This is a genomic window from Streptomyces sp. NPDC102278 (assembly GCF_044766345.1).
Lineage (GTDB): Bacteria > Actinomycetota > Actinomycetes > Streptomycetales > Streptomycetaceae > Streptomyces.
In genome coordinates, this window is record NZ_JBIWLV010000002.1 from 438018 (window position 1) to 451930 (window position 13913).

The 13913-nt window shown below is 73.7% G+C and carries 15 protein-coding genes; 5 read left to right on the top strand and 10 right to left on the bottom strand.

Going from position 1 to position 13913, the window contains the following annotated elements:
• Nucleotides 1-1022 precede the first annotated feature (1022 nt).
• Nucleotides 1023-1949 (top strand): 5'/3'-nucleotidase SurE, encoded by a 927-nt coding sequence (surE, locus tag ACIRO3_RS06840; protein WP_404133312.1) that lies wholly within the window; start codon nucleotides 1023-1025, stop codon nucleotides 1947-1949.
• Between the two features lie 91 nt (nucleotides 1950-2040).
• Here the strand turns inward: surE and ACIRO3_RS06845 are convergent, their stop codons facing one another.
• Nucleotides 2041-3162, bottom strand: a complete 1122-nt coding sequence (locus ACIRO3_RS06845) for a DUF2330 domain-containing protein (RefSeq protein ID WP_404133315.1) — start codon at nucleotides 3160-3162, stop codon at nucleotides 2041-2043.
• A 222-nt stretch (nucleotides 3163-3384) separates the two neighbouring features.
• On the opposite strand from ACIRO3_RS06845, the gene ACIRO3_RS06850 reads away from it, so the two are divergent.
• The gene (locus ACIRO3_RS06850; protein ID WP_361776090.1) at nucleotides 3385-3864 is read left to right on the top strand and encodes a hypothetical protein; all 480 of its coding nucleotides are present in this window, start codon (nucleotides 3385-3387) and stop codon (nucleotides 3862-3864) included.
• A 153-nt stretch (nucleotides 3865-4017) separates the two neighbouring features.
• Here ACIRO3_RS06850 and ACIRO3_RS06855 read toward each other — a convergent pair whose 3' ends face one another.
• The 5 genes from ACIRO3_RS06855 to ACIRO3_RS06875 are packed head-to-tail and all read right to left on the bottom strand — an operon-like array spanning nucleotide 4018 to nucleotide 8780.
• Nucleotides 4018-4683, bottom strand: a complete 666-nt coding sequence (locus tag ACIRO3_RS06855) for an HAD family hydrolase (protein WP_404133318.1) — start codon at nucleotides 4681-4683, stop codon at nucleotides 4018-4020.
• Complete coding sequence (locus tag ACIRO3_RS06860; RefSeq protein WP_404133320.1) at nucleotides 4680-5774, bottom strand: ABC transporter ATP-binding protein; 1095 nt, start codon at nucleotides 5772-5774, stop codon at nucleotides 4680-4682. The genes ACIRO3_RS06855 and ACIRO3_RS06860 overlap by 4 nt, the downstream gene beginning before the upstream one ends.
• Before the next feature lie 5 nt (nucleotides 5775-5779).
• A complete protein-coding gene (locus ACIRO3_RS06865; protein ID WP_404133323.1) occupies nucleotides 5780-6724 on the bottom strand; it encodes an ABC transporter permease in 945 nt (314 codons plus the stop codon).
• Nucleotides 6712-7611, bottom strand: coding sequence for an ABC transporter permease (locus tag ACIRO3_RS06870; protein WP_404133326.1), 900 nt, complete (start codon nucleotides 7609-7611; stop codon nucleotides 6712-6714). The genes ACIRO3_RS06865 and ACIRO3_RS06870 overlap by 13 nt, the downstream gene beginning before the upstream one ends.
• Nucleotides 7611-8780: an ABC transporter substrate-binding protein gene (locus ACIRO3_RS06875; RefSeq protein WP_404133328.1), complete on the bottom strand. Its 1170-nt coding sequence runs from the start codon at nucleotides 8778-8780 to the stop codon at nucleotides 7611-7613. Before ACIRO3_RS06875 ends, ACIRO3_RS06870 begins: the two co-directional genes overlap by 1 nt.
• 234 nt (nucleotides 8781-9014) lie before the next feature.
• Between ACIRO3_RS06875 and ACIRO3_RS06880 the strand changes: the two genes are divergently transcribed.
• Nucleotides 9015-9800 (top strand): GntR family transcriptional regulator, encoded by a 786-nt coding sequence (locus ACIRO3_RS06880; protein WP_404133330.1) that lies wholly within the window; start codon nucleotides 9015-9017, stop codon nucleotides 9798-9800.
• A 3-nt stretch (nucleotides 9801-9803) separates the two neighbouring features.
• Here the strand turns inward: ACIRO3_RS06880 and ACIRO3_RS06885 are convergent, their stop codons facing one another.
• The 3 genes from ACIRO3_RS06885 to ACIRO3_RS06895 are packed head-to-tail and all read right to left on the bottom strand — an operon-like array spanning nucleotide 9804 to nucleotide 11273.
• Nucleotides 9804-10082 (bottom strand): DUF3817 domain-containing protein, encoded by a 279-nt coding sequence (locus ACIRO3_RS06885; protein WP_365996615.1) that lies wholly within the window; start codon nucleotides 10080-10082, stop codon nucleotides 9804-9806.
• A gap of 1 nt (nucleotide 10083) precedes the next feature.
• Complete coding sequence (locus ACIRO3_RS06890) at nucleotides 10084-10605, bottom strand: hypothetical protein (RefSeq protein ID WP_404133334.1); 522 nt, start codon at nucleotides 10603-10605, stop codon at nucleotides 10084-10086.
• Nucleotides 10602-11273, bottom strand: a complete 672-nt coding sequence (locus ACIRO3_RS06895) for a DJ-1/PfpI family protein (protein WP_404133337.1) — start codon at nucleotides 11271-11273, stop codon at nucleotides 10602-10604. The genes ACIRO3_RS06890 and ACIRO3_RS06895 overlap by 4 nt, the downstream gene beginning before the upstream one ends.
• A 192-nt stretch (nucleotides 11274-11465) precedes the next feature.
• On the opposite strand from ACIRO3_RS06895, the gene ACIRO3_RS06900 reads away from it, so the two are divergent.
• Both ACIRO3_RS06900 and ACIRO3_RS06905 read left to right on the top strand, forming a co-directional pair.
• The gene (locus tag ACIRO3_RS06900) at nucleotides 11466-12446 is read left to right on the top strand and encodes a helix-turn-helix domain-containing protein (RefSeq protein ID WP_361776066.1); all 981 of its coding nucleotides are present in this window, start codon (nucleotides 11466-11468) and stop codon (nucleotides 12444-12446) included.
• A 186-nt stretch (nucleotides 12447-12632) separates the two neighbouring features.
• Entirely contained in the window at nucleotides 12633-13049 is a 417-nt protein-coding gene (locus ACIRO3_RS06905) for an STAS domain-containing protein (protein WP_404133340.1), read from the top strand.
• A 39-nt stretch (nucleotides 13050-13088) separates the two neighbouring features.
• Here the strand turns inward: ACIRO3_RS06905 and ACIRO3_RS06910 are convergent, their stop codons facing one another.
• Nucleotides 13089-13832 (bottom strand): ABC transporter ATP-binding protein, encoded by a 744-nt coding sequence (locus tag ACIRO3_RS06910; protein WP_404133343.1) that lies wholly within the window; start codon nucleotides 13830-13832, stop codon nucleotides 13089-13091.
• Nucleotides 13833-13913 lie beyond the last annotated feature (81 nt).

Genomic DNA, 13913 nt, shown 5'->3' on the forward strand with positions numbered 1-13913 from the left:
CGTACCGCGGGACCCGTACGCGGGACCCGTACGCGGGACCCGTACGCGGGACCCGTACGCGGGACCCGTACGCGGGACCCGTACGCGGGACCCGTACGCGGGACCCGTACGCGCCCGGGCCGCCGGGGGGCGGCCACGGGCGCGTACCGGCCGGTCGCCGCCCGCCATCTGCGTGCCAACCTCCCGGCTCTCCCCCCTCGTGACGCCGGACCACGCCTCGGCGGCCCCTGGTGTTCGGGGCCGGCTTCGAGTGGCCCGTCGAGGCCGGGGAAACCCCATGGCCCGGCCGAGGACGGGGAGAGCGCGGCGTGGTGATCGCCGTCTCCCGGCGCCCAGACCGCTGTCGCCACCGAGACCCTCGGCGAACTCGCCGTGCCCGCCTGCGGCGCCGTGCGGTGGGGGCGGGGCCCGGACTGCGGGTGGTGTGAGCGCGGAGAGCGCGGCGCGGCGCGGGCGGAGACCCCGGGGTCGCGCTCGCCGCCGTCACGTCGCGCCCCTGGCGGTGAGTCCGCATGAGCGCACCACGTGGCGCAGGCGCCGGCCATGCCGTGGGACGGGCGCCGAACGACTGTCTGTGCCGAGTCACCCGCACCAACACGCCACCGCGGCACGCGGGTTGGCGGCACGCCTCGCGCCCGTCCCGAACGGAAGCCCGAGGGCCGGGCCGTACCGGGCCGTACCGCTCCGCCTGCCCCGCCCCCCACGGGGCCGGGCGCGTGGGGCGGGCTCGGGCGACGGTCAAGGGCCGTGACGACCTCGGTGGGTACACGTACCCGCCCGCAGGTTTCCGGTTGGTCACGATCCGCGGAAGGTTGCCGCCCAGCCTCTGGTGGGAGCACTCGATGGGTGCTACACAGTGTCCCAACACGTCAGTTGACACGTGTAAGCGACCGGTCGTTGGTCGCGGGTTGTGGGTCGTTGACGGTCGACCGTTGCCCGCGCGCGTCGACTCCGGCGCCCGGCACCCCTCTCACTCCCCCTCCCCCTCCCCTCCCTCCCTTCCCCCCTCGAAGGAGCGTTCTGTGCGACGCATTCAAGCCATGCCCCTGGCCGCCCTGTTGCTGTGCGGTCCGGCCCTGGCCGGTACGGCGCCGGCCGCCGCCGCGCCGCAGGCCCGACCGGCAGCCGGCCCCGCGCCCGCCGCCCCGCTGCGGATCCTGCTCACCAACGACGACGGCTACGACGCTCCGGGCATCCGCAAGGCGTTCGAGCGACTGACCGCCGCCGGCCACGACGTGACCATCGTGGCCCCGCTCACCAACCAGAGCGGCACGGGCACCAAGATGGCGAGCGCCCCGTCGATCACGGTGCGGCACCCCGCACCGAAGGTGTGGGCGGTGGACGGCACTCCCGGCGACTCGGTGGCCTTCGGCCTGTCCGAGGTCTTCGAGGGACGTGCTCCCGATCTGGTGGTGTCGGGCGCCAACTACGGCCCCAACGTGGCCGGATTGGCCACCCACTCCGGCACGGTGGGCGGTGCGGTCGCCGCGCTGGAGTACGGGGTACCGGCCATCGCCCTCAGCACGGGCGGCGTGACGGCGCCCGATCCGGTGAGGACGGTCAACGCGATGGGGCCGACGGTGGACTTCGCGGTCACGTTGATCGACCGGCTGCGCGCGCGTGCGCCCCGGTCCGGTCCGCTCCTGCCGGCGGGGGTCGGACTGAACGTCAACCACCCGGTCGTCGGCGCCGACGGCAAGGGCACCGCGGCGGGAGTGGCCGCGACCTTCCAGGATCCGCAGACCCTGCTGAGGCCCGACTTCACCGACGCCGGCGACGGCACCTGGAAGATGAGCGTGGGGGTGGACCTGCGTCCCGCCGCCCGGGGCGGTGACGTGGAGGCCGTCGGCGCGGGCAGGATCGCCGTCAGTCCGATGAGCGCCGATTGGAACACCGGGCCCGTGGACTTCGCCCGTACCGCCGTCCTGATCGCCGAGTTGCGGCCGTAGAACGCGGTCCGAACCGCGGGGCGCCCGGGGCCGCGCGGGGGCACGATCGCGCGCCCCCCGACGCCGTCGACCGTCGGGCGCCCCGCTCGCGTCAGTCGGTCGGGGTCGCCGTCGCGGCCGACGGGTGGCGGCGGCTTCGGGAACGGCGTACGGACAGCAGGGTCACGGCCGTACCCGCCACGACGGCCAGGGCTCCCGCCACCGTCAGCAGCCATACGGGCACGCCGCCCGCCGTGAGGAGTTCGTCCCGGTACACGACGTGTCGGAACGGGGTGTCCTGCGCGGTGGCGCGCAGCTCGTGGTCCCCGTCGATGCGGCTCGGGTCGGGGAACCGTTGGTCGATCGCGGTCAGGAACACCGGCGCGGCGCCGCCGGTGAACTCGGCCAGCGAACCCTCCGGGGTGACGGTCCCGGCGAAGGTCACCTCCGGGTCCGCCCCGCCGATCGGGGACGCGGGTTCCATCCGGTGGTCCGCGAGTACGTACAGGCCCAACGCCTGGGCTGACGTGGCCAGTCGGGACAACCGCATCGGGTAGACGAGCCGGTCGCTGGCGAAGCGGATCCTCAGCGGGTCGAGTTCGCCGCCCAGGGTCGCGCCCTGTTCGCGGGGGGCGAGGCGGACGGCGACGTACTCCCACTTCTGGTCGACGTACGGCTTCAGCTCCGCCGCGAGCCGGTCCGGCAGTTTGAAGTCGTTGCTCTCCAGCCAGTCGCCCAGGGCGTCGGGGTCGGTGGCGGTCAGCCGGGCGACGTCGAAGTCACCGAGCCGTTCACGGCCGACGACAGCGACGGACGGGGCGCCGGCGCCGGGCGGCGCGGCGCCGGCTCCGTCGAGGCCGCCCGAGGAGAAGGGCCAGTCCCGGCCGCGAGGCCAGAAGTAGGTACGGGTCTTGCGCTCGGGGCGGGTCAGTCGACCGAGTTCGGGGATCAGGTCCGGGTCACCGAGCTCCACGGTGGCCCGCGAGGGCACGGGCATGATCCAGGCGGCGCGTTTGGCGTCGCCGCCGACCGTGAACCGCATCACGATCTGTTCCGTGCGGCCGTCCCAGCGCACGACCGAGGTCTCCCGGGCCACGCCGATCCTGGAGAAGCCGTCGGGGACCATCGCCCCGCAGCCGCAGGCGAAGGCGGGGCTGACGAGGCTCCCCAGTTGCGTCGCGAGCAGGGCGAACAGGACGGCCAGGACTCTTCGTCTCTTCGTTGCGTTCCACACGCGGTCTGGGACGAGCGATCGCGGGATCCGGTTCCGGCCACCCCGGTCCCGCCTCGTCCGGCCGGTTCACGGCGGGTCGAGGTGACCGAAAGTGTTCCGTCGACCCCGACCTGTGCGCAGGCCGTCGGGCGCGGGGGCCGTCAGGACACGGTCGGTCAACGTTCCCGCCGCCAGCCGGATGGGCCCTGGTCGGGGGCGGACCGCGGCTCCCATACTGGCCCCATGAAACAGACGGACAATCCCCGGCGCAGCCCCTTGGTGCCGGATGCCGTGGAGGCGGAGATCGAACGACACGACTGGGATGCCATCGAATGCGGATGCGGGCATTCCGCAGGGCATCTCGTACCCACGCTGTGGGACGCCGCCGAGGGGCATCCGGCCGCGTTCCACGCCCTGGCCGGACACGTCTTCACGTGGTCGAGGCTCCAGGCGCCGGCGCCGGCGGCCTGCGGGGTGCTGATGGCGATCTGGTCGGCGGGTCCGCCCCGCCAGGCGACCCGCGAGGCGCTGTTGCGCACCCTGCTGGCCCTGCTGGGTACGGAGGACGACGGGTCCTCGCACGAGGCCGGGCTGTACGGGCAGTGCGCGGCCTTCGTCCGCCGGTCCCTGCCCGAGCTGCGCCGCGAGGCGGCCGGGGGCCCGGACTCGGTCACGGCCGCGTACGCGGAGGGCGTCGTGGAGATCCTGACCCTCTGCGCGTGACGGCACTCTCTGCGCGTGACGGCACCTTCTGTACGTGACGGCTCGGGCCGGCGCGGACCAGTACGGGCCGGTACGGGGCGCCGGCGTCGGAACCGCCCGCCGCGGGGCCCTGCCCGGGCCCCGCGGCGGGCGTTCAGTGCGGGAGGCGCGAGGTCAGGCATCCGCGCGCACGGTCAGGCATCCGCGCAGGACGTCCGGGGTGACCTCGTCCAGCGTCCGGGCGAAGCGGCGCGCCGCCGAGGCGGGCACCGGCAGCAGGGACGGGACCACCAGGACCCCGCATCCGGCGGCTTCCGCCGAGGCCGCGCCGTCCGGGGAGTCCTCGACCGCCACGCACGCCTGCGGTACGAGGCCGAGCCGTTCGGCGGCGGCCCGGTAGGGGTCCGGGTGGGGCTTCGTCCGCGCGGTGTCGTCGGCGGTGAGCGTGAGGGCGAAGGGGACGTGGGCCAGCGCGCCGTCGAGCACCGAGTCGACCACCACCCGGGGTGAGGCACTGACCAGCGCGAAGGGCACTCCTTCGACGGTGAGGGCGGTGAGCAGCCGTTGCGCGCCGGGGCGCATCGGTGCCCCGGCGCGCACCCGCCGCAGGAAGTCCTCGGTGAGCGCGGCGCCCACCCGGGACGGGTCTCCCCCTCCCGTGACCCGTACGAGGTGGGCGGCGGTGTCCTCCACCGCCCGGCCGACGACCTCGGGCGCGTCGGCGTCGGTCAGGGCGTGGCCCATCGCGGCGGCGGTCCGCTCGGTGGTCCGCCACCACAGCACCTCGGTGTCCACGAGGGTGCCGTCCATGTCGAACAGGACCGCCGCGAGCCCGCTCACTCGGTCCTCGCCACGACGAGCACGGGCCGTTCGGTCAAGCCGACGGTCGCCCGTGCGCCGGGCGGCAGCTCCCCGGCGTCCCGCGACGGCAGGTCGGCCTTGACGCTCGTCCCGCCGGGCAGTTCGAGGTGGAGTCGGGTGACGGAGCCGAAGAAGGCGGCGGAGACCACGGTGGCCGCGCCGGCGGGGTCCGCCGTGGCGGTGACGTTCTCCGGGCGGACCAGCACTTCCACGTCCTCGCCGGTCGGGACCGGGCCGTCCACGGGCAGCCGCGAGCCCGCCACGTCCACCAGCCCGGAGTCGGTGAGCCGGCCCGGGAGCCGGTTCATGGTGCCCACGAACTCGGCGACGAAGGGTGTCGCCGGCCGCTCGTACAGTTCGGCGGGGGCCGCGCACTGCTCCAGCCGGCCGGCGTTCAGCACGGCGACGCGGTCGGCCATCGACAGGGCCTCCTCCTGGTCGTGCGTGACGAACACGGTGGTGATGCCGAGGGCGAGTTGGAGCTGGCGGATCTCGTCGCGCAGGTTCGAGCGCACCTTGGCGTCGAGCGCGGAGAGCGGCTCGTCGAGGAGCAGGACGCGCGGGCGCAGGGCGAGGGAGCGGGCCAGTGCGACGCGTTGCTGTTGGCCGCCGGACATCTGGTGCGGGTAGCGGTCGCCGTGGTCCGGCAGGCCGACGAGGTCGAGGAGTTCGGCGGCCCGCTGCCGGCGCCGTGCCGCGTCCACCTTGCGCACGCGCAGGCCGAAGGCCACGTTGTCGCGGGCGTTGAGGTTCGGGAAGAGGCTGTACGACTGGAAGACCATTCCGGCGTCGCGGCGGTTGGCGGGGACGCGGGTGATGTCCCGGCCGTCCACGAGCACCTCACCGGCGTCGGGCTGTTCGAAACCGGCGACGACGCGCAGCGCGGTGGTCTTTCCGCAGCCCGACGGTCCGAGCAGGGCGACGAGTTCGCCGGGCTCAATGGCCAGGTCGAGACCGTCCAGGGCCACGGTGGAACCGAACGTCCGGCGCAGGCCGCGGAATTCGACGCGCGCCCCCGCGGGGGTGTCGGGACCCGCGGGCTTCCGGGTCGCGGGAAGGGTGGTGGACATGGGGGTCAGGGCTCCTTGCGGGAGGTGGGGGCGACGCCGGTCGCGGCGGACGGGGTGGTCCCGGCCCGGGAGAGGACGAGCAGCAGCAGCCAGGTGATCAGGAGGCTCAGGATGGAGACGGCCACCGACATCCGGGCCTGGGCGCCGGAGATGGAGACGATCCACACCGCGAAGGGCCGGAAGCCCAGGAGCGAGGCGATGGTGAACTCGCCGAGTACCAGGGCCAGGGTGAGGAAGGCGGCTCCGGCGAGCGAGGCCCGCAGGTTGGGCAGCAGGACGCGCAGGACGACGTACGGCCAGCTCGCGCCGCAGCTGCGGGCCGCCTCGACCAGGGTGGGCACGTCCACCGCGCGCAGGCCGGCATCGAGGGAGCGGTAGACGAACGGCAGCGCCAGCACGGTGTAGGCGAGGACCAGGACGACGGGGAACCTCTCGTCCTGGACCGCGAGGAAGGTCTGGTAGAGCGGGGTCCGCGAGAGGTGCTCGGGTCCCCAGCGCAGCACGGTGGTGATGCCGGTGACCAGCGCGATGGGCGGCACCACCAAGGGCAGCATGCACGCGACCTCGACGACCGGGCGCAGCCTCGGCGAGCCGATGCGTACGCCGATGAGCGCGGGCACCGCGAGGAACAGCGACAGGGCGATGGTGGCGGCGGCGAGGCCCAGCGAGAGCAGCAGGCTCTCGGTGAAGCCGTCGGCGGCGAGGAGCTCGGTGTAGGCGGTGAAGGAGACGCCTTGGCCCGGTACGTGCACGGTGAACACGAAGGAGGCGACGAGCGGTACGAGGAAGTAGGCGCCCGCCAGGAGGAGGACGGCGCCGCGCCAGACGCGAGGGCGTGGGCGGCGGGACCCCCGGGGGTTCGGGGCCGGCGCGGTGGCGGGCCGGCCCACCGCGGCGGCCTCCAGGACCTCGGTGGTGTTCCGGGCGGGCGTCGGGGTCATCGCAGCCATCGGGCGCTCCGTCGCTGGAGGGGCAGGTAGACCGCCATGACCAGGCCGGCGATCAGGATCATGTCGAGGCCGAGGGCGAGTGCCACGTTCTCCTGGCCGGTGAGGACGTTCCCGGCCAGCGCGTCCGCGATCTTCAGCGTGACCAGGGGCACGGAGCCGCCTACGAGTGCGGCGGCCGTGGCGTGCGCGGCGAAGGCGGTGCCGAAGAGCAGCACGAACCCGCCGAGCAGCGAGGGCGCGAGCACCGGCAGGCCGACGTGGCGCCAGAACTGTCGGCCGGTGGCCCCGCTGTTCGCGGCGGCCTCGCGCCATTGCGGGCGCAGTCCGTCGAGCGCGGGCGCGATCACCAGCACCATCAGCGGGGTGAGGAAGTACAGGTACACCACGGTGAGGCCGGTGAAGGAGTACAGGTTCCAGCCGAGGCTGCCGAGATCGGCGAGCTGGGTGAGGACTCCGGAGATCCCGGCGGTGGCGATGAACGCGAACGCCAGCGGGACTCCGCCGAAGTTGGCCAGCACACCCGACGCGGTGAGGGTGGCGCTGCGCAGGGCCGTGGACCGGGAGGTGACCACGGCCTGGGCGATCAGCACGCCGAGCACGCCGCCGAGCAGCGCGGTCAGGGCGGAGAGCTGGACGCTGCCGACGAGGGACCCGAGGTAGGGGCCCTGGAGCGAGCGCGCGAGGTGCTCGCCGGTCAGGGCGGTGGTGCCGCGGACCGGGTCGGTGGTGGTGACGGCGCCGAAGGCGATGGCGCCGAGCGGAATGCCGAAGCACAACCCGGTGAAGGCGAGGAGGGGCAGGGCGGCGAGCCAGGTGCGCGGGCCGCGCCGCCGGCGGCGGGTGCCGCCGGCGGCCCCCGGGTGGGGGGTGGTGGAGGAGGCTGACATCAGGAGAGGGCCTTGTCCCACTTCTCGGCGAGGGTGGCCTTGGCCCGGTCGAGCTCGGCGGAGGCCGGGAAGGACGGGGTGCCCTCGACCTTGGGGAGCTTCTCGACGGCGGCCTTGTCGGCGCTGCCGTCCTGCGTCATGACGGGGAGCAGGACGGGGCGGGCGTAGCCCTTCAGCCAGAGGTTCTGGCCCTCGGCGCCGTACAGGAACTCCATCCACAGGCGGGCGGCGGCCGGGTTGGGGGCGTCCTTGTTGATGGCCTGCGAGTAGTACTGGGCGTAGACGCCGTCGGTGGGGACGGTGACCTTCCAGTCGACGCCCTTGCCCTTGAACTGGTCGGCGTAGCCGGCGTTCAGGTAGTCCCAGTCGATGGAGATGGGCGTCTCGCCCTTCTCGACGGTGGCCGGGGTGGACTCGACGGGGATGAAGTTGCCGCTCTTCTTCAGCTGTCCGAAGAAGTCGATGCCGGGCTGGATGTCCCCGAAGGAATCCTTGTTGGCGAGGGACGCGGCGTAGACGCCGCCGAAGGCGGAACCGGACTTGGTGGGGTTGCCGTTGAGGGCGACCTTGCCCTTGTACTCGGGCTTGAGGAGGTCCGCGAAGGTCTTGGGGCAGTTCGGGACACGGGCGGCGTCGCAGCCGATGGAGATGTAGCCGCCGTAGTCGTTGTACCAGCGGCCGTCGGCGTCCTTCTGACCTGCGGGGATCTTGTCCCAGGCGGTGACCTTGTACGGGGCGAAGAGGTTCTCGCCGGCTCCGCTGCGCGCGAAGGCGATGCCGAGGTCGAGGACGTCGGGGGCCCGCTTCTGGCCCTTGCGGGACTTGACGGCGGCGATCTCGTCGGCGCTGGCGGCGTCCGGGTTCTCACTGTTGACCTGGATCTTGGGGTACTTCGCCTGGAAGGCCTTGATGATCTCGCCGTAGTTCGCCCAGTCGGCGGGCAGCGCGATCACGTTGAGCCGGCCCTCCTTCTCGGCGGCGGCGACGAGGCCGGGCAGGCCGCCGAAGTCGGCCAGGGAGGTCGCTGCGCCCGGCTGTACGCCCTTCTTGGCGTCACCGCTCGAACCGGCGCTATGCGGGTCGGGGGCGGCGCCACAGGCGCTGAGCGTGGTGAGGACGGCGACGCCGAGCAGTACGGCCGCACCACGACGGGCGGAGGATCTGAGCACGGTCTCTCCCGGAGACGAAGGGGGTTCACTTGTCCGACCACTTGTCCGATTACTTGTCTGAACAAGTTGGCTCCAGTTCGCCCGGGCCCGCTGTACGGACGGTGAACGGCGGCTGGACCGTGGAGCACGGCTCGTGGAAGAGCGGAGATTGACCGAAAGAAGACGTGACAGCGGCGGTTCGATGACCATGGGTAACGGGAGGGTGGTCGGTCGGTTCGACGAGGGGCGCGGGGCATGGGCACGGTCAGGTATCTGGAGATCGCCGAGGCGCTGCGGCAGGCGATCCTGTCCGGCGAGTACCGGGTGGGCGCGCGGCTGCCCTCGGAGAGCGACCTGGCCGCCCGGTGGTCCGCCTCGCGCGGCACGGTCCGCCAGGCGGTGGCAACCCTCGTCGCCGAGGGACTCGTCGGCTCCCGGCAGGGTGCGCGCAGGATCGTCCTGCGCCACGAGCGCAAGCACGGTTTCGGCGAGCTGCACAGCTTCGCCCAGTGGGCCGAGGGCGTGGGGCACGAGGCAGCCGGCCGGTTCCTCTCCCGGACCCGACGCCCCGCCGGCGCCGAAGAGGCGCGGCGGCTCGCGGTGCCGCCGGGTACGGAGATCCTGGCCGTGCTGCGGCTGCGCCTGCTGGACGGCGAGCCGACCATGGTGGAACGCACCGCGTACGCCGACTGGGTCGCGGCGGCGGTCGAGGCACTGCCCGAGGACTGCCGCTCCGTCATGGACAGCCTGGCGCACGACTCGGGGATCGTCGCCGAGTACGGCGAGCACCTGATCGACGCGCTGCCGGCCGGAAGCGAGGACGCCCGGTTGCTGGGGATCAGGCGCGGAGGCGCGCTGCTCCGTCAGCGGCACGTCTCCGCGACCCGTACCGGCCGCCCCATCGAGTGGTCCGACGACCGCTACCGGGCGGGAAGCGTCACCTTCGGCGTGAGCAACTCGGCGGTGGCGACGCCCTTGGAGAGGCACCCGGGAGATCGCTGGACGCCGCCGCGCGAGGTCGTGGAGCGGCGGGTCCCTTGACTGTCAGGCCGCGGCAGCGGCGTCGGACCGGGTGAGCCCGCGCAGGGCCAGGACACCACCGATCCCGGGCAGCAGGGCGAGTCCCGTGGTCCCCCGGGTCCGCCCCGGGTCGCGGGCCACCGCGACGACGGTGAACAGGTAGGCGCAGCCGTGCAGCGGGCCCACGAGCGAGGAGATCGCGGGCAGGTGCACGGTGGCGAGGTTCGCCACCATGACGACGAGCGTGCCCAGTTCGACACCGGCGGCCACCCGCGACAGCCGCCGGGCGTGGGACGTGTCCACCTCAGGCCCCCGTCGTCGAGCCGGGACGGATGATCATGAGCACGGTCACCGTGACCCACAGCAGGTTGAACGCGCCCGTGAGCATGGCCAGTCGGGCCGTGTCGGCCCGCTCCACGGGCGCCGTGTCCTCCTCCAGTGCGGCCAACACGGCCTCCTGGCCCGGCAGGATCCCCAGCGCGAGGATCCCGGCGGCGGCAGCGGTGAGGACCATGGAGGTGATCAGCCAGGCATCGGTCAGCACCCCGAGGGAGGACGCGGTCGCCAGGCCGAACACCGGTACCGCCACGCCCACCACGGCGTAGACCCGACAGACGCGGTGCAACAGCCGCACCGCACCCACGCCGAACTCACCGGACCCTCCCGAGCCGGCGGACCCGCCGGACCCGCCCGACGCTCCCGACCCGCCGGACACACCGGCTCGGGTGCGCCGGGCCGACGCCGGGAACATGCTCGCCGCGACGGTCACCGGCCCCACGGCGAGGATGGCCGCCACCACGTGCACGGCGAGCAGGAACGCGGTCACGGCGCGACGCGGGGGGCGGGGCCCGTGGCGGTCCAGACCGTGCCCCGGCGCTCATGGGCGAAGAACTGCTCCACGGCGTGGGCGATCCGGGAGCCGACCTCGCGCTCGACGAGGTACAGGGCGAGGTCCAGGCCGGAGGTCACCCCGGCGCCTGTGACGAGGTCCCCGTCGTCGACGACCCGGGCGTCGACGACGTGGACGCCCGAGGCCTCGAGGACGTCGCGGCCCATGGGGTGTCCGGTGGCGTGGCGGCCCTCGATCAGCCCGGCCATCGCCAGGATCAACGAGCCGCCGCAGACCGTGGCGACGACGGTGTCCTCCCGGTCGAGCGCCTCCTTGGCCAGCCGGGGCAGCTCGGTGTGCAGGGTGCGGGCCAGGATCGCGGGAATGGTGCGCGCCCGCTCCTCCTCGCCGGCCTCGTCCCCGGTGGGCAGGTCGCCGACCGCGCCGGGCAGCACGATCACGTCGGCGCGCGCCGGGTCCAGGACGCCTGCGGCCCGCAGGGACACGTTCGGGAGTCCGCCGGGCACCTCCCTCGCCCCTTCGGCGCTCACCAGCTCGACGGTCACGGCGCCGCCACTGAGCATCCCCGCGGCGTGCACGACCTCGTAGGGGGCGATGACATCAAGGGGGTCGAATCCATCGAACAGGACGAACTGAACGTGCATGTCCGCTTGCCTCTTCCGCTTCGGGGGTGGGGTGCGCGGCCCACGCTAGGCGGCCCGGCCATCGCCTCCCATGGGCAGGAACGACAAACTCCAACGAGTTCCCGCCAACCGGCCCGACAGGCCACACCTCTTCTCCACGGGCCTGTGACCTGCCCATTCGGGCGTGGCGGGAACTGACCTATCCTGGCTCACATGCATACCGTGGCGGTCCTCGCGCTGGACCATGTGGTGGCCTTCGACATCGCGACACCCGTCGAGGCGTTCGGGCGGGCCCGACTGGCCGACGGGCGGCGGCCCTACCGGGTCCGGGTGTGCGGAACCGGTGGCGAGGTGACCGCGAGCAACGCGTTCACGATCCGGGCCCCGTACGGATTGGACGCCCTGGCCGACGCCGACACCATCGTGGTGCCCGGCTGCGCGGAGGACGCCCCGCCACCCGACCCGGTGGTCCTGGAGGCCCTGCGCTCCGCCGCGGCGGCCGGGACCCGGATCGCCTCGATCTGCGCGGGCGCGTTCGTCCTCGCGGCGACCGGGCTGTTGGACGGGCTGGGGGCGACGACCCACTGGATCGCGGCCGGACGGCTGGCCGAGGAGTTCCCGCTGGTCGACGTACGGCCCGACGTGCTCTACGTCGACAACGGACAGTTGCTCACCTCGGCGGGGGCGGCGGCCGGCCTGGACCTGTGTCTGCACATGATCCGGCGGGACTTCGGGTCGGCGGTCGCGGCGGACGCCGCCCGGCTGTCGGTGATGCCACTGGAACGGGAGGGCGGACAGGCCCAGTTCATCGTGCACGCCCAGCCTCCCGTGCCCCGCGGCTCGCTGTTGGAGCCGGCGCTCTCCTGGATCGAGGACAACCTGGGGCGGGACCTCACCCTGGCCGCCATGGCCGCCCGGACCGGCATGAGCGAGCGCACCTTCAGTCGGCGGTTCCGGGAGCAGACGGGGACCACGCCCTTGCAGTGGCTGCTGCGCGCCCGGGTCCGTCGGGCCCAGTTCCTGCTGGAGACCACCGAGTACGGCGTCGAGCGCATCGCCACGCAGGCGGGGTTCGGCTCACCGACCGCGTTCCGGGAGCGGTTCAAGCGGGTCGCCGGGATCACCCCGCAGGCCTACCGCTCCTCCTTCCGCGGCACGCCCGCCGAAGTGCCGCGCCCCGCGGGGGTGGCGTAGGCGGCGGTCGGCGGCAGTTCACCTGCAAGGACGAGGCACCAGGGCGCGGACCACCACCGGCCCCGTCGGTCGTGCCGTCGCCCCGCCGGGCGGGGAAGATCGGCGGAACGGGTCAGCGCTCCTCCCCGCTCGGGTGAAGTACCTCCGTAGCCGGTGCCCGCCCGGGGCGGCGCCCGTTGGGCGGGCATGCGCACTCCGATAGACGCCCCGATACTGCCCGCGACCGACACCGCCATCGCCACCGTCGGCCTCCGCGCCCCCGCGGCAGCGGCGGAGACGGGGGCGCAAGCCGGTCCCGATCCGCTCCCCCGCATACGCTCCACGCTCCACGACGGTGTGCTCACCGTCACCCTGGCCGGGGAGTTCGACCACTGGTCCTGCGCTCCCATGCGCCGTCTCCTGGACGAAGGGGCCGCCCGTGGCGCCCGCCGGCTCGTCGTCGACGCGGCGCGGGTCTCGTTCTGTGATTCGGCGCTGCTGCACGTGCTGGACCGTTGGGTCCGGGCCGGTGGTTCCTGGGAGTTGGCATGCGCCTCGCACCCCGTGCGTCTGCTGCTGAGCGTCTCCCGGGCGGCCGGGGTCCCCGTCAGACGGCCGGGATAGCGGTGCCGGGCGGCCGTTCCCCGGCCGCCCGCCCGCTCCCTACGCCCGCGCCGGATCGGCGGGCGCGGATTCGGGCGCGGGCGCGGGCTCGACGACGCGGCCGTCGCGCAGTTCCACCACCCGGTCCGCGAGTTCCACCAGGGCCGGGTCGTGGGTGGCCACCAGGGCGGTGACGCCCTCGCTGCGCACCACCGCGCGCAGCAGTTCCATGATCGAGCGACCCGTCTCGGAATCCAGCTGGCCGGTGGGCTCGTCCGCGATGATCAGGGCGGGTTCATTGGCCAGTGCCCGGGCCACGGCGACGCGTTGCTGTTGGCCGCCGGAGAGTTCGCCGGGACACTGCGCCGCGTGCTCGGAGAGACCGACCAGGGCCAGGAGGGTGCGGACGCGTTCCTCGCGCTGCTTGGCCGGGACCTTTCGCATGCGCATCGGGATGCCGACGTTCTCCGCGGCGGTCAGGACCGGGATCAGCCCGAAGGACTGGAAGACGAAGCCGATCCGGTCACGGCGCAGTGCGAGCCGCCCGGATTCGTCCAGCGCGGCCAGGTCGCTCCCGTCGAGGACGACGCTGCCGCCGCTCGGTGCGTCCAGTCCGCCGACGAGGTTCAGCAGAGTCGTCTTGCCGGATCCGGATCGGCCTTTGAGCGCGACCAGTTCGCCCCTGCGAATGTCGAACGAGATGCCGCGCAGGGCGTGTACGGCCTGTTGACCGGAGCCGAAGCTCCGCCGGAGGTCCCGCACCACCACCATGGGTGCCGCGGTGTCGACCTGGTGCTGCGTCATGGTGGGCTCCCCCTCGGTTCGGCCGGCCGGCGCCGCCCGTGGGCGCCGCCCGCCTCACGGCCGTTCGACTGCTGCGACCGT